The sequence below is a fragment of the Phaeobacter sp. PT47_59 genome, from assembly GCF_028890025.1.
Classification (GTDB): Bacteria; Pseudomonadota; Alphaproteobacteria; order Rhodobacterales; family Rhodobacteraceae; genus Phycobacter.
In genome coordinates this window covers 41,528-60,308 of sequence record NZ_JARCJL010000003.1, presented here as the reverse complement: position 1 = coordinate 60,308, position 18,781 = coordinate 41,528, and the positions used below count along the sequence as shown (strand labels likewise).

18 protein-coding genes are annotated in these 18,781 nt (G+C 63.9%); 7 read left to right on the top strand and 11 right to left on the bottom strand.

The genetic code is table 11. From position 1 onward, the window contains the following. Positions 1 to 67 precede the first annotated feature (67 nt). From PXK01_RS03565 to cobU, 3 genes are read right to left on the bottom strand one after another with little or no spacing between them, the layout of a single operon-like run. Complete coding sequence (locus PXK01_RS03565; RefSeq protein ID WP_274848911.1) at positions 68 to 751, bottom strand: glutathione S-transferase; 684 nt, start codon at positions 749 to 751, stop codon at positions 68 to 70. A gap of 58 nt (positions 752 to 809) precedes the next feature. Next, positions 810 to 1,388, bottom strand: a complete 579-nt coding sequence (locus PXK01_RS03560; RefSeq protein ID WP_274858900.1) for a histidine phosphatase family protein — start codon at positions 1,386 to 1,388, stop codon at positions 810 to 812. Continuing rightward, complete coding sequence (gene cobU, locus PXK01_RS03555) at positions 1,385 to 1,906, bottom strand: bifunctional adenosylcobinamide kinase/adenosylcobinamide-phosphate guanylyltransferase (protein WP_274858899.1); 522 nt, start codon at positions 1,904 to 1,906, stop codon at positions 1,385 to 1,387. The genes PXK01_RS03560 and cobU overlap by 4 nt, the downstream gene beginning before the upstream one ends. A 241-nt stretch (positions 1,907 to 2,147) precedes the next feature. Here cobU and PXK01_RS03550 point away from each other — a divergent pair, with 241 nt between their 5' ends. The 6 genes from PXK01_RS03550 to PXK01_RS03525 all read left to right on the top strand — a co-directional run bounded on the left by PXK01_RS03550 (position 2,148) and on the right by PXK01_RS03525 (position 8,866). Continuing rightward, on the top strand, positions 2,148 to 3,026 hold the full coding sequence (locus PXK01_RS03550) for an RNA polymerase factor sigma-32 (protein WP_274858898.1): 879 nt from the start codon (positions 2,148 to 2,150) through the stop codon (positions 3,024 to 3,026). Beyond that, positions 3,023 to 3,886: a ChaN family lipoprotein gene (locus PXK01_RS03545; RefSeq protein WP_274858897.1), complete on the top strand. Its 864-nt coding sequence runs from the start codon at positions 3,023 to 3,025 to the stop codon at positions 3,884 to 3,886. The genes PXK01_RS03550 and PXK01_RS03545 overlap by 4 nt, the downstream gene beginning before the upstream one ends. A gap of 85 nt (positions 3,887 to 3,971) precedes the next feature. Next, on the top strand, positions 3,972 to 5,168 hold the full coding sequence (gene coaBC / locus PXK01_RS03540) for a bifunctional phosphopantothenoylcysteine decarboxylase/phosphopantothenate--cysteine ligase CoaBC (protein ID WP_274858895.1): 1,197 nt from the start codon (positions 3,972 to 3,974) through the stop codon (positions 5,166 to 5,168). 45 nt (positions 5,169 to 5,213) lie between these two features. After that, a complete protein-coding gene (dut, locus tag PXK01_RS03535) occupies positions 5,214 to 5,669 on the top strand; it encodes a dUTP diphosphatase (RefSeq protein ID WP_274848917.1) in 456 nt (151 codons plus the stop codon). Continuing rightward, entirely contained in the window at positions 5,669 to 6,730 is a 1,062-nt protein-coding gene (locus tag PXK01_RS03530; RefSeq protein WP_274858894.1) for a HesA/MoeB/ThiF family protein, read from the top strand. The genes dut and PXK01_RS03530 overlap by 1 nt, the downstream gene beginning before the upstream one ends. A 120-nt stretch (positions 6,731 to 6,850) precedes the next feature. Continuing rightward, positions 6,851 to 8,866, top strand: a complete 2,016-nt coding sequence (locus tag PXK01_RS03525) for a M3 family metallopeptidase (protein WP_274858893.1) — start codon at positions 6,851 to 6,853, stop codon at positions 8,864 to 8,866. A 37-nt stretch (positions 8,867 to 8,903) separates the two neighbouring features. Here PXK01_RS03525 and PXK01_RS03520 read toward each other — a convergent pair whose 3' ends face one another. Genes PXK01_RS03520 through PXK01_RS03490 form a run of 7 tightly spaced genes read right to left on the bottom strand, consistent with a single transcriptional unit; the run spans position 8,904 to position 15,908 of the window. After that, on the bottom strand, positions 8,904 to 9,830 hold the full coding sequence (locus PXK01_RS03520) for a 2-hydroxyacid dehydrogenase (RefSeq protein ID WP_274858892.1): 927 nt from the start codon (positions 9,828 to 9,830) through the stop codon (positions 8,904 to 8,906). Further along, a complete protein-coding gene (locus PXK01_RS03515; RefSeq protein WP_274858891.1) occupies positions 9,827 to 10,237 on the bottom strand; it encodes a VOC family protein in 411 nt (136 codons plus the stop codon). The genes PXK01_RS03520 and PXK01_RS03515 overlap by 4 nt, the downstream gene beginning before the upstream one ends. Positions 10,238 to 10,262: 25 nt before the next feature. Further along, positions 10,263 to 11,402 (bottom strand): rod shape-determining protein RodA, encoded by a 1,140-nt coding sequence (rodA, locus tag PXK01_RS03510; protein WP_274858890.1) that lies wholly within the window; start codon positions 11,400 to 11,402, stop codon positions 10,263 to 10,265. Then, a complete protein-coding gene (gene mrdA, locus PXK01_RS03505; RefSeq protein WP_274848923.1) occupies positions 11,399 to 13,345 on the bottom strand; it encodes a penicillin-binding protein 2 in 1,947 nt (648 codons plus the stop codon). The genes rodA and mrdA overlap by 4 nt, the downstream gene beginning before the upstream one ends. Continuing rightward, positions 13,345 to 13,881, bottom strand: a complete 537-nt coding sequence (locus PXK01_RS03500; protein WP_274858889.1) for a rod shape-determining protein MreD — start codon at positions 13,879 to 13,881, stop codon at positions 13,345 to 13,347. Before PXK01_RS03500 ends, mrdA begins: the two co-directional genes overlap by 1 nt. Next, positions 13,874 to 14,815 carry a rod shape-determining protein MreC gene (gene mreC / locus PXK01_RS03495; protein WP_274858888.1) on the bottom strand — a complete coding sequence of 314 codons (942 nt, stop codon included), beginning with the start codon at positions 14,813 to 14,815 and terminating at the stop codon, positions 13,874 to 13,876. Before mreC ends, PXK01_RS03500 begins: the two co-directional genes overlap by 8 nt. Before the next feature lie 46 nt (positions 14,816 to 14,861). Further along, positions 14,862 to 15,908: a rod shape-determining protein gene (locus tag PXK01_RS03490; RefSeq protein WP_192965834.1), complete on the bottom strand. Its 1,047-nt coding sequence runs from the start codon at positions 15,906 to 15,908 to the stop codon at positions 14,862 to 14,864. 231 nt (positions 15,909 to 16,139) lie between these two features. On the opposite strand from PXK01_RS03490, the gene PXK01_RS03485 reads away from it, so the two are divergent. Next, on the top strand, positions 16,140 to 16,934 hold the full coding sequence (locus PXK01_RS03485) for a 23S rRNA (adenine(2030)-N(6))-methyltransferase RlmJ (protein ID WP_274858887.1): 795 nt from the start codon (positions 16,140 to 16,142) through the stop codon (positions 16,932 to 16,934). A 115-nt stretch (positions 16,935 to 17,049) separates the two neighbouring features. Here PXK01_RS03485 and PXK01_RS03480 read toward each other — a convergent pair whose 3' ends face one another. Continuing rightward, the gene (locus PXK01_RS03480) at positions 17,050 to 18,624 is read right to left on the bottom strand and encodes a 2-isopropylmalate synthase (protein ID WP_274848927.1); all 1,575 of its coding nucleotides are present in this window, start codon (positions 18,622 to 18,624) and stop codon (positions 17,050 to 17,052) included. Between the last annotated feature and the right edge of the window lie 157 nt (positions 18,625 to 18,781).

Genomic DNA, 18,781 nt, shown 5'->3' with positions numbered 1-18,781 from the left:
GAGTCGTTAGATAAACACGTTATGAGTGTGTTTTTGACGGTGTTTTCGCGGTGCTTGGGGCTGTGCGCTAGCTCAGGGTCCAATCGCGCCGGGGCAGGTCCAAGGCGTAGGGTTCGGGATCATATGTGACCTCTCGCGCCTGTTCCTGCCAGCGCAAGACGGCGGGATCCGACAGCAGCGCGCGGCAATAGGCGCGGGTTTCGGCCGCTACCGGCAGGTCATAGCCGACGATCCGCGCCGCCACCGGCGTGTAGAAGACATCGGCAAGGCTGTAATCGCCAAAGAGCCAGCCTTCGCTTGCGCCCGAGATATTACGGGCGTGGGCGAACAGGGCCTCGATCCGGGCCAGGTCCTTGAGCACGGCGTCAGAGGGGGCAAAGCCCTCCCAGATATGGCTCAGCTGCATGGCGCAATCGCCGCGCAGGGCGGAAAAGCCGCAGGCCATTTCAGCCACCAGCCAGCGCGCGGTGGCGCGGGCTGCCGGATCCTTGGGCCAAAGCCCAGCCTCCGGGTGGCGCTCGGCCAGGGTTTCGGCCATGGCAATGCTTTCGCCGATCACGATGCCTTCGGGGGTGCGCAGGGTCGGCACCAGCCGCGCAGGGGCCAGATCCGCGAGATCAGCCGCCATGGTTCCGGAATAGAGCCCCACCATATGCACCACATGGGGGAGCGAGAATTTTTCGAGCATGAGCCAGCCGCGCAAGGACCAGCTGGAATACATGCGGTCACCAATAAAAAGATCATATGTCATGGGGGCAGGCTACCTTGATCGGGCGCGGTCCCAAATCGATTGTTTGTGCGCCAGGCCATCACGGAAGGTGATTGATTCGCTTGGTCTGCCAGCCGTTCGGCGCGCAGTGGATCTCGGTCAGGGAAAGGTTGTCGATCCGGTGAGAGAACGCCTCTTCCGCCGTCAGCCGCTCTGCGCGCTGGATCTGGGTCAGGATCTGGCCGAAATGACCGACGACAATCAGGTCGCGGCCCTGATGTGAGGCGATCAACCCGTCGATGGCGCGATCCACGCGGGCACAGACCTCGTTCCAGCTTTCGCCGCCTGGCGGGCGCACATCGCCGGGGTTTTCCCAATAGGCGCGGATGCGCTCGGGGTCTTCGGCGTCTATGTCCTTCCAGGTGCGCAATTCCCAGGCGCCAAAGTGGATCTCCCGCAGGTCGGGCAGGTGATCGAGGCGCCTGCGCCCCCGTGCGATGGCGCTGGCGGTATCGGCGGCGCGGGAGAGATCGGAGGAGACGACCAGTGCCTCATCGGGGAGGGCAGAGGACAGGCGATCCAGCGCTGCCCTATCCGACAGATCAGCGGGCAGATCGGACCAGCCGACCATGGATTTTGCATGGGTGGGGCCGTGGCGCACAAGGAATAGCCGGGTCATGGCAGGGTGCCTTTCAGAACCAGCGGCAGACCGGCGGTCACCTGCACCACCGTATCGGCACGCGCAGCCAGGGCGATATTGAGCCGTCCTTGCGCCTCGCGAAAGCGCCGCGCCAGCGCATTTTCCGGCACGATGCCGAGGCCGGTTTCATTGGAGACGATCACCAGCTCCGCCGGGCAGGCATCGATGGCTTGCAGCAGGTTCTGTGTTTCCGCCTCAAGGTCATGCTCTGCCAGGAGGTGATTGGTCAGCCACATGGTGGCGCAGTCCATCAGGCAGATCGCGTCCGCAGGCAGATCCGGCAACACCCTGCTGGCCTCCAAGGGTTCCTCATGGGTGGTCCAGCCACTGCCGCGCTGCGCCAGATGTTTCGTGACCTTCGCGCGCATTTCCTGATCAAGTATTTGTGAAGTGGCCCAGTAAACCCTTGGCTTGTCAGCGGATGTGCAGATGTTTTCGGCGAATGCGGACTTCCCCGATGCGGCCCCGCCGAGAATGAGTGTGACAGCTGCTGACAAGTCTCTTAACCTGATCCCTGATGGTTTTGGGGATTTGGGTATCTGCTGATCCTTCCTGAGACAAGTGCGAAGACCATGGATGGCCAGCTGTCGGATCAAGCACTGTCGCTGCGGCCTGGGCCTGCCAGTCGACCTGTCAGCCGGGCCGCCGCGTTGGGGGTGGCAGATTTGCTTTCGCCCAGAATGATCCGGTTCCGCCTTCGCCGCGTAGTACAGAGTATAATGTTTCGAGGGGAGTATCATGGCACTTGACACGACCACTGAAAACCCGCTGCCGCGGAAGGCCATGAAGGCCGAGCTTCTGGATGCTGAAACGGAGCTGAAACTTGCCTATGCCTGGCGCGACAACCGGGATGAGCAAGCGCTGCATCGCCTGATCCACGCCTATATGCGGCTGGCGATCTCGATGGCGGCCAAGTTCAAACGTTACGGCGCCCCGATGAATGATCTCATCCAGGAGGCGGGCGTCGGCCTGATGAAGGCTGCGGACAAGTTCGATCCCGACCGCGGCGTGCGGTTTTCGACCTATGCGGTCTGGTGGATCAAGGCCTCGATCCAGGACTATGTGATGCGCAACTGGTCGATGGTGCGCACAGGCTCCACCTCTTCGCAAAAGTCGCTGTTCTTCAACATGCGCCGGGTGCAGGCGCAGCTGGAACGTGAAGCCAGCGCTGCCGGTGTGGAGTTGGACAGGCATCAGCTCAACCAGCAGATCGCGGCGGAAATCGGTGTGCCCCTGCGCGATGTGGAAATGATGGATGGACGCCTGTCCGGATCGGATTTCTCGCTGAACGCGCTGCAGTCGTCGGATGACGAGGGGCGCGAATGGATCGAGGCGCTGGAAGATGATCGCGCCCAGGCCGCCGAACTGGTAGAGGAGGAACACGACCGCCGCCAGCTGCGGGCCTGGCTGGTCGAAGCCCTGCAGGCGCTCAACGACCGGGAGCGCTTCATCATCACCGAACGGAAACTGCGCGAGGAGCCGCGCACCCTGGAAAGCCTTGGGCTGGAACTGAACCTGTCCAAGGAGCGTGTGCGTCAGCTGGAAGCCGCCGCGTTTCAAAAGATGCGAAAGACTCTTGAAGGGCGCTCGCGGGAGGTGCACAACTTCCTCTCATGAGAAAGTTGATTCTTTTTGTCGGAAAGGCTATCGCCGTGAGCGCGGTGGCACTTCTTGCAGCGATCCCTGCCACTGCTCCGGTGCAGGCTGGGTCAGAAACGCCCGTTGCCGAAACGGCTGAGGCCGCAGCGGGCCAGTTGCGTGGTGCCGATGTGGTCATACTTGGCGAGGTGCATGACAACCCAGGGCATCACCTCAATCAGGCACAGATCCTGTCCAGCCTCGCGCCCTCGGCCGTGGTCTGGGAGATGATCACCCAGGAACAGGCAGAGCGTCTGACGCCAGAGATCCTGGGCAATGCCTCGGACACAGCCTCCACCCTGAATTGGGAGACCTCCGGCTGGCCGGAGTTTGACCTCTATGCTCCGATCTTTGCCGCTGCGGTTTCCAGTCGCCACTACGGTGCCTTGGTGCCCCGGGCCGAGGCGCGCGCGGCGCTGGAGCAGGGTGTTGCCAACTATTTTGGCGCGCGCGCCGGGGATTTTGGCCTGGATCAGCCCTTGCCCGAGGCGGAGCAAGCCGCACGCGAGGCGGATCAGATGGCCAATCATTGCAATGCCATGCCCGAAGAGATGCTGCCGGTGCTGGTCGATTTCCAGCGCCTGCGCGATGCAGCCCTTGCCGAGGCGACCGATCGCGCCCTGAGCGAAACCAGAGGGCCAGTGGTTGTGATCACCGGCAATGGCCATGCGCGGCTGGATCGGGGGCTGGCGGTCTACCTGAAACAGGCACGCCCGGAGGCGCGCATCCTCAGCCTCGGCCAAAGCGAGGGCGGCGCGATCAGCGGCGATTTCGATCTGCTTCTGGACAGCCCCGGCGTTGACCGCCCGGACCCCTGCCTGGCCTTCAAGAAGGACTGAGCCGAAAACCGTTTCACACTTGGCGCGGCGCGCAGTAAGGTCGGCGCCGCAACAGTGCGCCCATGGATGGGCCGGGAACGGGTAAATGCTGGCTGGCAAACATATTCTACTGATCATCGGCGGCGGGATCGCGGCCTATAAGGCGCTGGAGCTGATCCGCCGACTGCAGGAAAAGGGGGCAAGCGTGGCCCCGGTCCTGACCCGCGCGGGCGAGGAATTCGTGACGCCCCTGTCCGTTTCGGCCCTGGCCGGGGCGCCGGTCCATCGGGATCTGTTCGATCTGACTTCCGAGGCAGAGATGGGTCATATCCAGCTGTCGCGCAGCGCCGATCTGGTGGTCGTGGCGCCTGCCACCGCCGATCTGATGGCAAAGATGGCCCAAGGGCTGGCCAACGATCTGGCCTCCACCCTGTTGCTGGCCACCGATACGCCGGTGCTGGTCGCGCCCGCGATGAACGTGCGCATGTGGAAACATCCCGCCACCGGGCGCAATATCGAGGTGTTGAAGGGCGACGGGATCGGCTTTATCGGCCCCAACGAGGGCGGCATGGCTTGCGGTGAATTCGGCCCCGGTCGCATGGCCGAACCCGAGGAGATCGTCGCGGCCATTGCCGCGCAGTTCCGCCAAGGGCCGCTCAGCGGCAAGCGGATCGTGGTGACCTCTGGTCCGACCCATGAGCCGATCGACCCGGTGCGCTATATCGCCAACCGTTCCTCCGGGGCGCAGGGGACGGCGGTGGCCCGTGCTCTGAGCGAGTTGGGAGCGGAGGTGGTGTTCATCACGGGCCCGGCAACGGTCCGGCCCCCCGAGGGGGTGGATGTGGTGCCCGTCGAAAGCGCACTGGAAATGCAGGCCGCCGTCGAGGCTGCCCTGCCGGCCGATGCCGCCGTCTTTGCTGCCGCTGTGGCGGATTGGCGGGTGGCGAGTGCTTCGGACCGCAAGCTCAAGAAATCGAAGGATGGGTTGCCGACGCTGGAATTCGCCGAAAACCCGGACATCCTGAAAACCGTATCGCATATGCCGCAGGGGCGCCCGGGCCTGGTGGTGGGATTTGCCGCCGAAACCAATGACGTGCTGGACAACGCCACCGCGAAGCGCCTGCGCAAGGGCTGCGACTGGATCGTCGCCAATGACGTGTCCCCTGCGACCGGCATCATGGGCGGCAGCGAGAATGCCGTCACCCTGATTTCGGAAGACGGTGCCGAGGACTGGCCGCGCATGGGCAAGGACGAGGTCGCGCGCAAGCTGGCGCGACGGATCGCCTCTGCACTGACAGACTGAGCGCCCTGCTTTGAGAACCCCGACATTATCCGACAAGGAGCCGAAATGGTCACGATCCTCATTCGCCGTGAGCCCGATGCAGATGCCGATCTGCCGCTGCCCTCCTATGAAACCTCAGGTGCGGCGGGCGCCGATCTGCGTGCCGATCTGCCGGAGCGGGGCAGTATCGTGCTGGAGCCGGGCGCGCGCGCGCTGGTGCCCACGGGCCTGCGGGTGGAAATCCCTGACGGCTACGAGATACAGATCCGGCCGCGCTCGGGCCTGGCGTTGAAACACGGGATCACCCTGCCAAATACGCCGGGCACCATCGACAGCGATTATCGCGGGCCTTTGGGAGTGATTGTCCTAAATGCCGGACAAGAGCGGTTCGAGATCGCCCATGGTGACCGGATTGCGCAGATGGTGGTGGCACCGGTGCTGCAGGCGCGCTTCGAATTGGTCGATGCGCTGAGCGAGACGACGCGCGGCAGCGGCGGTTTTGGATCGACTGGGAGAAGCTGATGGTCCTTGTCTTGGGCCTTGCGGGACTGATCTGGTGGGGCGGGCGCCTCATGGGGATGCAGCGGGCGCTGCGTCTGGCGCTGCTTTTGGTGCTGTTTGGCGCCGTGCTGCTGCTGCAGCTGACCCTGCCAGAGGGCAACGGCCTGCGCGCGGCCACTGGCGGGACGGCGCGGTCCTGGCTGCTTCTGGGCGGTGTCGCGCTGATGATCGGCGCCTACAGCTGGGGTGTTGCCTGGCTGCGGCAACGGGCCGATGGGCAAGATGAGGAGACATCGCAAGGGGATGCCAATCCCAAACCGGGGCGGTTTTCCGAGACCGAGCTCAACCGCTATGCCCGCCATATCGTCCTGCGCGAATTGGGCGGGCCGGGGCAGAAGAAGCTGAAGAACGCCAGGGTGCTGGTGATCGGGGCAGGGGGGCTGGGCGCGCCTGCCTTGCAATACCTGGCGGCGGCAGGTGTGGGCACCATCGGGGTCATCGATGACGATGTGGTGGAAAACGCCAACCTCCAGCGTCAGGTCATCCACCGGGACGAAGACATCGGCGTCCCCAAGGTGTTTTCGGCAGAGCGCGCGATGGTGGCGCAGAACCCGTTTGTGACCGTGCACCCCTATCATCGCCGCCTGACCGAGGAGATCGCCTCCGATCTTTTTGCAGACTATGACATCATCCTTGATGGCACCGATAATTTCGAAAGCCGGTATCTCTCGAACCGCACCGCCGTGGCGCTGGGCAAACCGCTGATCTCGGGAGCCTTGTCGCAGTGGGAGGGGCAGCTTTCGGTGTTCCATCCCAAGACAGGCGGCCCCTGTTACCAGTGCATCTTCCCCGAGGCCCCGGCACCGTGGCTTGCGCCCAGCTGTTCAGAGGCCGGCGTGATCGGCCCCCTGCCGGGCGTCGTCGGCGCGATGATGGCGGTGGAGACGATCAAGCAGATCACCGGCGCCGGAGAGGTGCTGCGCGGCTCCATGCTGATCTACGATGCCCTTTATGGCGAAAGCCGCCGCATCGGTCTGAAACAGCGCCAGGATTGCCCGATCTGCGCAGGCAAGGATGGCTGATTGGGCTGCCGCCGCCCGGTTTTCTGCGCTTTTGATTGAATGATCCGGGGGATTGCGCGCGGCCCCTCTGGACGCTGCCGGGGTGCAGGCATAGCTTCTGATCCAAAGGAGGCCTTGCCCATGACCAACCCGCTTTTGTCCCGCTGGGACACACCCTTCGAGATCGCGCCCTTCGACAGCATTTCGGACGAGGATTTTGCCCCTGCGCTGGAAGAGGCCCTTGCCGCGCACAACGCACAGATCGAGGCGATCGCGACCAACCCCGACGCCCCAAGCTTCGCCAATGTGATCGAGGCGCTGGAGGCGCCCTGCCGCCCGATGGAGCAGGTCCTGTCGGTTTTTTACACCGTGGCCGGTGCCGACAGTAATCCCAAACGACAAGAGCTGCAGCGGGCGTTTTCCCCGAGACTGGCGGCACATTACTCGGCCATCACCGCGAATAAGGCGCTTTATGCGCGGGTGAAGGCGGTCTGGGATCAGCGCGAGGATCTGGACCTTTCGGACGAACAACAGCGGGTCTTGATGCTGACCCATCGCGGCTTCGTGCGCGGCGGTGCGGCGCTGGAAGGCGCGAACGACGCCCGCATGCAGGAGATCAAGGGGCGCCTGGCCACCCTTGGCACCGAGTTTACCCAGAACCTTTTGGCGGATGAACGCGAGTGGTTCATGGAACTTTCGGAGGAAGATCTGGAAGGCCTGCCCGACTTCGCCGTTGCCGCGGCTCGCGCTGCGGGCAAGGAAAAGGGCGTGAAAGGACCGGTCGTCACCACGTCGCGGTCGATCATCACGCCGTTTTTGAAATTTTCCCCCCGCCGGGATCTGCGCGAAAAGGCGTTTCAGGCCTGGGCTGCGCGCGGTGCCAATGGCGGCGAGACGGACAACCGGGCCATCGCGGCAGAGATCCTGTCGTTGCGCGAAGAACGCGCCAAGCTCTTGGGCTACGAGAATTTCGCCGCCTACAAGCTGGAAACCGAAATGGCCAAGACGCCGGAGGCGGTGCGTGGCCTTTTGATGGATGTCTGGGGGCCAGCCAAGGCGCGTGCGGATCAGGATGCCGCGGTGCTGACCGAGATGATGCAGGGCGATGGGATCAATGGCGATCTGGAACCCTGGGACTGGCATTACTATTCCGAGAAACGCCGCAAGATCGAGCATGATCTGGATGAGGCGGAGCTGAAACCCTACCTGCAGCTGGACCGGATGATCGAAGCGTCATTCGCCTGCGCGAACCGCCTGTTCGGGCTGGAGTTCGCGCCGCTTGACGTGCCGCTTTATCATCCCGATTGCCGCGCCTGGGAGGTGACCCGGAACGGCGAACATGTGGCGGTCTTCATCGGCGATTACTTCGCGCGCGGATCGAAACGCTCTGGTGCCTGGTGTTCGGCCATGCGCAGCCAGGCGAAGTTCCCGGAAAAACAGGCGCCCGTGGTGATCAACGTCTGCAATTTCGCCAAGGGGGAGCCTGCGCTTCTGTCCTATGACGATGCGCGTACCCTGTTCCACGAATTCGGCCATGCGCTGCACCAGATGCTGTCGGATGTGACCTATGAAAGCATTTCCGGCACGTCCGTGGCGCGTGATTTCGTGGAGCTGCCCTCGCAGCTATACGAACACTGGCTGGAAGTGCCCGAGGTCTTAAGCGAATTCGCCACCCATGCGGAAACCGGCGAGGCGATGCCCAAGGAGATGCTCGACAAGGTTCTGGGTGCTGCCACTTACGATATGGGCTTCCAGACGGTGGAATATGTGGCCTCGGCCTTGGTCGATCTCGCCTTCCACGATGGCGCGGCCCCGGCCGATCCGATGGCCAGGCAGGCCGAGGTTCTGGCAGAGATCGGCATGCCCCATGCGATCATCATGCGCCACGCGACACCGCATTTCGCGCATGTGTTCTCGGGCGATGGCTACAGCTCGGGCTATTACAGCTACATGTGGTCCGAGGTGATGGATGCCGATGCCTTTGCCGCCTTTGAAGAAGCTGGCGGGGCCTTTGATCCCGAGCGGGCCAAGGCGTTGGAGGAACATATCCTGTCCTCGGGCGGCTCCAAGGATCCGGCAGAACTATACACCGCCTTCCGGGGACGCCTGCCCGGGGTGGATGCCCTGCTGAAAGGCCGGGGTCTGGCCGCCAAATAAGGCTTCTGCGCCGGGGGCTTCCCCGGCGCAGACGCGTTCAATAGCCGAGGTCTCGGTTCACGAGATTGAGGAACGCCTCGCCCGCCTCGCCGCGCCGGATGTTTTCTGCAATCGCCTCGGAGGCGGTGCTGGCGCGGGTCTCTGCCGCGATATGCGGTGTCACGGTGACGTTTGGATGCGCCCAATAGGGATCATCTGCGGGCAGCGGTTCCACCCGGAAGACATCCAGCGTGGCATGACCCACCTGACCGGTGTCGAGCGCGGCCAATAGGGCGGCATCGTCGATCAGCGGACCACGGCCCGGATTGATGATCCGCGCGCCCTTGGGCAGCAGGGAGAGGGTCTCTGCATTCAGGATATTTGTGGTCGCGGGCGTATCCGGCAACAGAAGCACCACGATCTCTGCCGTCGACAGCGCCTGTTTCAGCCCCTCGTCGCCGTGCAGGCAGGTGATGCCGTCAATCGATTTGGGCGAGCGCGACCAGCCGGTGACCGGGAAACCGATCCGGGCAAGGCTTTGTGCGCAGGCGCTGCCCAGGGCGCCAAGGCCGAGCAGGGTCACGGGGCGTTCAAAGGCCAGCGGCGGCACGATGGGCTCCCATCGGTCCTGCACAGTGATCGAGCGGTCGATATCCAGGTGATAGCGCAGCACGTGCCCGGTTACCCATTCCACCATCCCCGCCGTCAGGCCGGGATCCACCATCCGGCACAGCGGCATGGTCAGGGTCTGGTTGCCGGTGATCTTTTCCACGCCCGCCCAGAGGTTCAGCACCGCCTTGCAGCGGGTATAGGGGGTGAAGTCCTGCAGGTCGGAATTGGGCGCATAGACCACGTAATCCACCTGATCGGGAGCGTGATCCAGGCGCAAGTCCACCTTGAGCCCGGCCTTGTTGAAGGCGGCCTTCAGCGGCTCGCGGTAAGTCTCCCAACGGGCGGGAAGGGCGGCGAATTGCACGTTGATCATGTGGCGAACACTCCGGCCATATCGGCAAAGCCCTTGATCTCGATCGGGTTGCCCGCGGGATCATGAAAGAACATGGTGCTCTGCTCTCCGGGCTGGCCTTCGAAACGGGTGGTGGGGGCGATGGTGAAATCAATGCCTTTGGCCAGCAGCCGGTCGGCCAGTGCGCGCCACTCTTCCTGTGGCAGGATCACGCCCAGATGCGGCATCGGCACCATGTGATCGCCGACCTTGCCGGTGTTGGCGGTGGCAAAGACCGGGCCAAGGTGCAGCGAGATCTGGTGCCCGAAGAAATTGAAATCGACCCAGCTATCGGTGCTGCGCCCCTCTTGGCAACCCAGGGTGCCGCCATAAAAGGCGCGGGCCTTTTGCAGATCGTCAACGTGATAGGCGAGGTGAAAGATGCTCATGGGGCAATGTCCTTGATGGGCCGGATTAACGGGGGCGGTGGATATTGGCGCTTTGCACCAGGCCAAAGGCGGCCAGCAGCACCAGCATGGCCGATCCCCCATAAGAGACCAGCGGCAGCGGAACGCCAACGACCGGGGCCAGCCCCATCACCATCGACATGTTCACCGCAAAGAACAGGAAAAACGTGATGGCGATGCCCAAGGTCACCAGAGATGAGAACCGATCTCGGGCCGCAAGGGCGGTTGCAACGCAGAAGATGATGATCAGCACATAGAGGCTGAGAAGGGTAAAACCGCCTATGAAGCCGAATTCCTCGGCCAGGGTGGTGAAGATGAAATCGGTATGTTTTTCCGGCAGGAAGTTCAGCCGTGACTGGGTGCCTTGCATGTAGCCGCGCCCCGACCAGCCGCCCGATCCCAGGGCGATCTTGGATTGGGTGATGTGATAGCCCGCGCCAAGGGGATCCTGCGAGGGGTCCAGGAAGGTGTCGATGCGGCGAAACTGGTAGTCCTTGATCAGCTGCCATTCCGTGCCACGGCTCTGGAAGACGGCGGTGACTAGCCCAACGGCGGCGGCAATCACGGCGGCGAAATAGGCCCAGTGCACACCGGCCAGGAACATCACGCCGCCCCCCGCTGCCATCAACAGGATCGAGGTGCCAAGGTCCGGCTGACGCAGCACCAGGAAGGTGGGGATCAGGATCATCAGGACCGGCACCGCCACCCAGAACAGGCGCGAGGTCTTTTCGGCCGGAAGCCAGTCGTAATAGGCGGCGAGCAGCATCACCAGGGTGATCTTCATCAATTCGGATGGCTGCAGGCGCATGAAGCCAAGGTCGATCCAGCGCTGCGCCCCCATGCCGACGGTGCCGAAGAATTCCACCGCCAAGAGCAGCACCAGCGACATCACATAGGCCAGCGCCGAGATATTGCGCCAAAACCAGATCGGCACCATGGCCACCACCACCATGACGGCCATGCCCAGGGCAAAGCGTTTTGCCTGCGGCTCGGCCCAGGGGGAAAAGGATCCTCCGGCCACCGAATAGAGCATCAGGAATCCCACCCCCGCGACCGAGGCCAGGAGCAGGGTCAGCGGCCAGTTCAGGTACAGGATCTTGCGTAGCCCCGTGGGGGTGGATTTGGCGTGATGTTCAAGATAGCTCATGCGCGGTCATTGCCCTCCGCGTCCTGGCGCTGCAGGCGCTCGCGCTCCAGCCGTTCCTGTTGCGCCTTGATCCGGCTGCGGTCTCCCTTCGGGTAGGCCGCAAGCGGGGGCGTGCCGCCATAAAGCGCCTGTAGCAGCACATCGCGGGCAATCGGGGCCGCAGCGGTGGAGCCGCCGCCGCCATGTTCCACGACCACAGAGACCGCGAAGCGCGGGTTGTCAAAGGGGGCATAGGCCACGTAAAGCGCATGATCGCGTCGCTCCCAGGGCAGATCCTCGTTGCGGATGACCCCTGCCGCCCGTTCGGCGGCGGTGATGTTGCGCACCTGGCTGGTGCCGCTTTTTCCCGCCATGCGCATGTCTTCGGCAATGATCCGAGAGCGATAGCCGGTGCCCCGCCGGTCGTTGCTGACCGAGAACATGCCCTTGCGGACGCTGCGCAGGTGGTTCTCATTGAGGCCGAGCGGTTCCGCCTCATTGCCTGACTGGTCGATGCCATCAAGGGATTTCAGCAGCCGCGGCGTGATATTGCGGCCGGAGGCGATCCGCGCCGTCATCACCGCCAGCTGCATGGGCGAGGCCAGCATGTAGCCCTGCCCGATCGAGGCGTTCGCCGTGTCACCGATCAGCCAGTCCTGCCCATGAACCCGCTGTTTCCAGTCGCGGTTCGGCGCCAGCCCGCTTGCCACGGCGGACATCGGCAGATCGTGGCGCACCCCCAGGCCCAGGCGGTTGGCCATGGCGGAAATCTTGTCGATCCCCACCTTCATGGCCACATCGTAGTAATAGACATCGCAGGACTGCTTGAGCGAGGTGTTGAGATCCACATGTCCGTGGCCTGCGCGTTTCCAGCAGTGGAATTTGCGTCCCGAGACCTCCAGGTGACCGGGGCAATAGACGGTATCGTTGGGACCGATCACACCGTCTTCGAGTGCGGCCAGGGCGGTCACCATCTTGAAGGTGGAGCCGGGCGGATAGGTGCCCTGAACCGCCTTGTTGGCCAGCGGGCGATAGGGGTCTTCGGTCAGCATGCGGTAGTCGCCAACCGAAATGCCGCGCACGAATAGGTTTGGATCGAAACTGGGTGAAGAGGCGATGGCATGCACATCGCCATTGCGGCAATCGACGATCACGGCGGCGGCGCTTTCCTTGCCCAGACGCGCCTGAACATAGCTTTGCAGGGTGGCATCCACCGTCAGCTGCATATCCGCGCCGGGTTCTCCTTCGCGCCGGTCGAGTTCGCGCATGACCCGGCCGGTGGCATTGACCTCGACCCGTTTGGCGCCTGCCTTGCCGCGCAGGGCATCTTCGCTCTTGGCTTCAAAGCCGACCTTGCCGATCTGGAAACGCGGGATGCGCAGGATCGGTTCAGGCGACTCGATCTTGCTGAGATCATAGTCCGATACCGGCCCCACATAGCCTACCACATGGGCAAAGGCATCGCCCTGCGGGTAATAGCGGGTCAGGCCCACCTCGGGTGTGATCCCCGGCAGGGCAGGGGCGTTGACCGCCACTTTCGAGACATCCTCCCAGCCGATCTGATCGGCGAGCGTCACCGGCAGGAAGGGCGGAGAGCGGCGCATCTCGGCCAGGGCGCGTTCCAGGTCTTCCGGGTCCAGCGGGATCAGCCGCGACAGATCCGCAATCACCTGCCCCACGTCGCCTGCGTCCTCGGGCACGATGGTGATGCGGTAAGACGGGGAATTCTGCGCCAGCGTGATCCCGTTACGGTCAAAGATCTCGCCTCTGGCCGGGGGCAGCAGGCGGATGTTGATGCGGTTCTCCTCGGCCAGCAGGCGGAACTGATCGGCCTGATCAACCTGAAGATAGCGCATGCGTGCCGCCAAGCCGCCGGCAAAGGCCAGCTGGAGCCCGCCCAGCAGCAGCGTCCGGCGCGTCAGCTTGCGGTGGGTGAATTCCAGCTCTCTCGGGTTGCGTCTCATCAGCGGCTACCCAGGACTTCGGCCTCGGCCGGTGACAGTTTGCGCACCCCAAGCAGCTGTTGGCTGAACAGGACAACCAATGGGTAGACGGCAATGGTCAGCACCGCCTGGATCAGGGTCAGCCCCAATGGCGCCTGCGCGACGGCGAGAATGGCCAGGATGGCGCGGTTCAGGACCACGATGCCAGAGATCACCATGGCCACGGCCAGCCATTCGGCGGCAAAGGCGGTTTCCCGGTGTGGCAGGACCCGGGATTTCAGGAATTCGCAGCCCAGCACAACCAGCAGGGCGAACAGGCCCGGCGGGCGCTGAAACAGCATATCCGCCATCAGCATGGTCGCGCCCAGCAGCAGCACCGGAACAAAATCCGGGCGCCGCAACGACCAGGCCAGGGCCAGCGCCAGCAGCAGATCCGGTGGCGCCCAGCGGCTGGGCAGCGTGTCCAGGGGCAGCAAGTGGAAGAACAAGAGCACAAGTGCCAAGGCCGGAAAGGCCATCCGCATCAACCAGATCCGCCCGGGCGAGGTGCTAGCCATTGCCGCCTCCCTCTTGGCTGGAGAGGGATTGCGGAGCCGGGTCGCCGGAACGCTCTGGCAGAAGCGCCGCATCCGGGGGCGGCACCACCAGGGCGCCGGGTTCCGTGATCGCCTCAGCGCCCTGGTGGCGCAGAACCCGCAGGAACTCGAGCCGTTCATAGTCAGCAGAAAGGCGCACGCGCTTGCGCCCGGCGCGATCCGCCGCGACCTGTCCGATCAGCAGCCCAGGCGGAAAGACCGATCCATCGCCAGAGGTGATGACCCGATCACCGGCGCGCACCAGATCGGGGTTTTCCAGGAAGTCGATCACCGGTGCGGCGGTGTTGTCGCCGGTCACCAGTGCGGTCTGCCCCGAGGGCTGGATCACCGCGGGCACGGCGCTGGCCGCATCGGTCAGCAGGATCACGCGGGCGGTGTCCTGGCCGGTACCGGAAATGCGCCCCACCAAGCCGATACCATCCATGGCCGCCCAGCCATCCTGGATGCCGTCGCGGGCGCCGATATTGAGGATCACCGACTGGCGGAAGGGGGATCCGCTGTCCGCCATCACCACGCCGGTGATATAGGTGAGCTTGGGATCAAGGCGCACGTTGTTGAGGTCCAGAAGCCGGGCGTTTTCCTGCTCCAATTGCAGGGCGGCCTCTTTCCAGGCCCGCATCTGACGCAGTTCCGAGCGCAGCTCGCGGTTTTGCTCGGACAGGCGCTGATAGCTTTGGAAATCCCGGAAAAGGTTGATCGCACCGGTCACCGGCACCATGGCCCAATCCATGCTGGGCACCACGGTGTCGACCAGCTGGGCACGGAACCGTTCCACCCGCGGGCTGTCGATCCGCCAGACCAGGAAAATAGCCGCAAGGCACAGGCAGACCAGCCCGATCAGCAGACGGCGCAGCGGGCCGGAAAAATCTTCGCGCTGTGACCGGTCCTTGGCCAAGGGGTTCCTTTCGGGCTTGGCTCACCCCGCTATAGGGGGTGGCGCCTCAGCTGTCGTAATCGATGGCGTGGCGCAGCTGTTTTTCGAACTCCAGCGCCTTGCCGGTGCCAAGGGCCACGCAGTTCAGGCTTTCGTCGGCGATGGAGACGGCAAGGCCGGTCTGTTCGCGCAGGGCCAGATCCAGATCGCCCAGCAGCGCGCCGCCGCCGGTCAGCATGACGCCCCGGTCGACGATATCGGCGGCCAGATCCGGCGGCGTGGTTTCCAGCGCGGTCATCACGGAATCGCAGATCTGCTGCACCGGTTCGGCCAGCGCCTCGGCCACCTGGGCCTGGCTGATCTCGATTTCCTTCGGCACACCGTTCAGCAGGTCGCGGCCGCGGATCTGCATCGACTGGCCACGGCCATCGTCGGGCATGCGGGCGGTGCCGATGGAGGTCTTGATGCGCTCGGCGGTGGATTCGCCGATCAGAAGGTTCTGCTGGCGACGCAGGTAGGAGATGATGGCCTCGTCCATGCGGTCGCCGCCGACGCGGACCGAGCGCGCATAGACGATGTCACCCAGCGACAGCACCGCCACCTCGGTGGTGCCACCGCCGATGTCCACGACCATGTTGCCGGTCGGATCGGTGATCGGCATGCCGGCGCCAATGGCTGCCGCGATGGGTTCAGCGATGAGACCCGCACGCCGCGCACCGGCCGACAGCACCGACTGGCGAATGGCGCGTTTTTCCACCGGGGTCGCGCCATGGGGCACGCAGACGATGATCTTGGGTTTCGAGAAGGTCGAGCGCTTGTGCACCTTGCGGATGAAGTGCTTGATCATTTCCTCGGCGGTGTCGAAGTCGGCGATCACCCCTTCGCGCATCGGGCGGATCGCCTCGATCGAGCCGGGCGTACGGCCCAGCATCAGCTTGGCATCCTCGCCCACGGCCAGCACCTTTTTGACGCCATCCTTGACGTGATAGGCCACCACCGAGGGTTCGGACAGGATCACGCCGCGGCCCTTGACATAGACCAGCGTGTTCGCAGTGCCGAGATCGATGGCCATGTCCGAGGTGAACAGACCGCCTAGATTTCCAAAGAGCGCCATAAAGAAGGGATCCTGTAAGTTCTGCTGTGTTGCCTGCGACTCTGCTGCTGTCACACACATGAGAACTTATAAGCAGCGCAGCGCCGCCGCGAAAGGGCCGATTGCGGACAACTAGCGCCTTTCCGCCTGTGAAACATAGGGTTTGATCCAGGCAGGTCCCGGGCGGGCCGTGGCGAAGTACAGTGCGGTTTTTTCTTTCGCTGCGATGCGATGGGCGCTAGGAGCAGTGCCATGCTGTCCTATCAACATATCTACCATGCCGGGAACCTGGCGGACGTTCAGAAACACGCGCTGCTGGCCTGGATGCTGGCCTATCTGACACGTAAGGATAAACCGCTCAGCTATATCGAAACCCATGCCGGGCGGGGCCTCTATGAGCTGCTCTCGCCCGAGGCGCTCAAGACCGGTGAAGCGGCGGCGGGGATCACACGGGTTCTGGAGGCAGAGGCGCTGGCCGAGGATCACTCCCTGAGCCAGGCCATCGCCGAGTGCCGTGCGCGGTTTGGCGAGACAAGCTATCCCGGGTCGCCGCTGGTGGCGGCGGCGCTGTTGCGGGAGATGGACAGCCTGCATTTGGCGGAACTGCACCCGCAGGAATGCGCGGCCCTGCGGCAGGCGCTGAGGCCCTGGCGGGCCAAGGTACACCAGCAGGACGGGTTCGAACTGGCCCTGTCGCTGGCGCCGCCGACGCCGCGCCGGGGGCTGTTGCTGATCGATCCACCCTATGAGGTGAAGGCCGACTACGCCCGTATTCCCGGCATCATCGGCAAGATCCATCGCAAGTGGAACGTGGGCGTGATCGCGCTGTGGTACCCGATCCTGACCGATGGCACCCACAAAAAGATGCTGGCCGCGCTGGAGGCGCAAGAGTTGCCCGGCGTCTTGCGCCACGAGGTATTGTTCCCGCCCGCGCGCGAAGGGCACCGGATGGTGGGGTCGGGGATGTTCGTGGTGAATGCCCCCTTCGGCATCGCAGAGGAAGCCGGGCGCATTTCCAAGTTATTTGAAGAATTGAACCGGGGGTGATCCCAGGCTCTGGCGGGGGGAGGCTCCCGCCCCCTGTGCCGACCATCAAAGATGGTCGAACAGGCGTTGGGCCCGGCGCCGCGCCTTGCGGCACGGCGCCGGATCGTTTCGACGCTCAGGTCGCGTCCTTGTAGGAGATCTCGCGCGTATCGGCGCCTTCGCCGACCTTGCCACGGCGCACGATCAGACGGTTCAAGGCATTGATATAGGCCTTGGCCGAGGCCACCACGGTGTCTGTATTGGCGGACTGGCCGGTGGCGATATTGCCGTCTTCCTCCAGCCGCACGGACACCGTGGCCTGGGCATCGGTGCCTTCGGTCACCGCATGGACCTGATAGAGCTGCAGATGCGCGGAATTCGGATAGAGCTTGCGCACCGCCTTGAAGGTCGCATCGACCGGGCCGTCGCCGGATGCGGTGGCGCTGACGTCCTTGCCATCGATCTCCATCTCCAGCGTCGCCTCGGCCGGGCCGCCGGTGCCGCAGATCACCTTCATCGACACAAGCTGCAGATAGTCGTTCTCCGCATCCTCGCCCGAGCGCATCAGCGCCACGATATCGTCGTCAAAGACCTCTTTCTTGCGGTCGGCCAGCTCCTTGAAGCGCACGAAGAGATCCTTCAGCTGGTTGTCGCCGACCTCATAGCCAAGCTGGCCCAGCTTGTCGCGCAGCGCCGCGCGGCCCGAGTGTTTGCCCAGGGGAAGCGAGGTGCCCGAGAGACCCACGTCCTCGGGGCGCATGATTTCGAAGGTCTCCTTGTTCTTGAGCATGCCGTCCTGATGGATGCCGCTTTCATGGGCAAAGGCGTTCTTGCCGACGATGGCCTTGTTGAACTGCACCGGAAAGCCAGAGACGGTCGAGACCCGGCGGGAGATATGCATGATCTTGGTGGTGTCGATCTTGGTGTGCCAGGGCATGATGTCGTTGCGCACCTTCAGGGCCATGACGACCTCTTCCAGCGCGGTATTGCCCGCCCGCTCGCCCAGACCGTTGATGGTGCATTCGATCTGCCGTGCACCGCCTTCGACGGCGGCCAGCGCATTGGCGGTCGCCATGCCGAGGTCGTTGTGGCAATGGGTGGCAAAGATCACCTCATCCGCGCCGGGCACGGTGTCGATCAGGCGGCGGATCAGATCGGCGCTTTCCAGCGGCGCGGTGTAACCCACCGTATCGGGGATGTTGATGGTGGTGGCACCGGCCTTGATGGCGATCTCGATCACCCGGCAGAGGTAGTCCCACTCGGTGCGTGTCGCATCCATCGGCGACCATTGCACGTCATCCACCAGGTTGCGCGCATGGGTCACCGTTTCGTGGATGCGCTCGGCCATCTCGTCCATGGTGAGGTTGGGGATGGCGCGGTGCAACGGCGAGGTGCCGATGAAGGTGTGGATGCGGGGTTTGGCCGCCTTGCGCACGGCTTCGGCGCAGCGGTCGATATCCTTGAAGTTGGCACGCGCCAGACCGCAGATCACGGCGTTCTTCGAGCGTTCGGCAATCTCGCTCACCGCCTTGAAATCGCCTTCGGAGGCGATCGGGAAACCGGCTTCGATGATGTCCACACCCATGTCGTCCAAGAGCCCGGCAATCTCGAGCTTTTCATCATGGGTCATGGTGGCGCCGGGGCTTTGCTCGCCGTCGCGCAGGGTGGTGTCAAAGATCAATACGCGATCTTTTTCGAGTGCGTTCGTCATGTCGGTAGCTTTCTTAAAACTCTGTCCTGGATCCATTCGATTGGCGCGCAAACCTCCTCCTCTGAGCGGGCGCGCCGAATGGCACGCTCAGAGGCGGGTTAGGATCAGTAGGTCGCGCAGAGCCGCACCGCAAATGGCGGTGGCCGGGCCTTGGATG

Coding starts and splice junctions, on each gene's coding strand:
- PXK01_RS03565 (WP_274848911.1), bottom strand. CDS start 751: ATGACATATGATCTTTTTATTGGTGACCGCATGTATTCCAGCTGGTCC.
- PXK01_RS03560 (WP_274858900.1), bottom strand. CDS start 1,388: ATGACCCGGCTATTCCTTGTGCGCCACGGCCCCACCCATGCAAAATCC.
- PXK01_RS03550 (WP_274858898.1), top strand. CDS start 2,148: ATGGCACTTGACACGACCACTGAAAACCCGCTGCCGCGGAAGGCCATG.
- PXK01_RS03545 (WP_274858897.1), top strand. CDS start 3,023: ATGAGAAAGTTGATTCTTTTTGTCGGAAAGGCTATCGCCGTGAGCGCG.
- coaBC (WP_274858895.1), top strand. CDS start 3,972: ATGCTGGCTGGCAAACATATTCTACTGATCATCGGCGGCGGGATCGCG.
- dut (WP_274848917.1), top strand. CDS start 5,214: ATGGTCACGATCCTCATTCGCCGTGAGCCCGATGCAGATGCCGATCTG.
- PXK01_RS03530 (WP_274858894.1), top strand. CDS start 5,669: ATGGTCCTTGTCTTGGGCCTTGCGGGACTGATCTGGTGGGGCGGGCGC.
- PXK01_RS03525 (WP_274858893.1), top strand. CDS start 6,851: ATGACCAACCCGCTTTTGTCCCGCTGGGACACACCCTTCGAGATCGCG.
- PXK01_RS03520 (WP_274858892.1), bottom strand. CDS start 9,830: ATGATCAACGTGCAATTCGCCGCCCTTCCCGCCCGTTGGGAGACTTAC.
- PXK01_RS03515 (WP_274858891.1), bottom strand. CDS start 10,237: ATGAGCATCTTTCACCTCGCCTATCACGTTGACGATCTGCAAAAGGCC.
- rodA (WP_274858890.1), bottom strand. CDS start 11,402: ATGAGCTATCTTGAACATCACGCCAAATCCACCCCCACGGGGCTACGC.
- mrdA (WP_274848923.1), bottom strand. CDS start 13,345: ATGAGACGCAACCCGAGAGAGCTGGAATTCACCCACCGCAAGCTGACG.
- PXK01_RS03500 (WP_274858889.1), bottom strand. CDS start 13,881: ATGGCTAGCACCTCGCCCGGGCGGATCTGGTTGATGCGGATGGCCTTT.
- PXK01_RS03490 (WP_192965834.1), bottom strand. CDS start 15,908: ATGGCGCTCTTTGGAAATCTAGGCGGTCTGTTCACCTCGGACATGGCC.
- PXK01_RS03485 (WP_274858887.1), top strand. CDS start 16,140: ATGCTGTCCTATCAACATATCTACCATGCCGGGAACCTGGCGGACGTT.
- PXK01_RS03480 (WP_274848927.1), bottom strand. CDS start 18,624: ATGACGAACGCACTCGAAAAAGATCGCGTATTGATCTTTGACACCACC.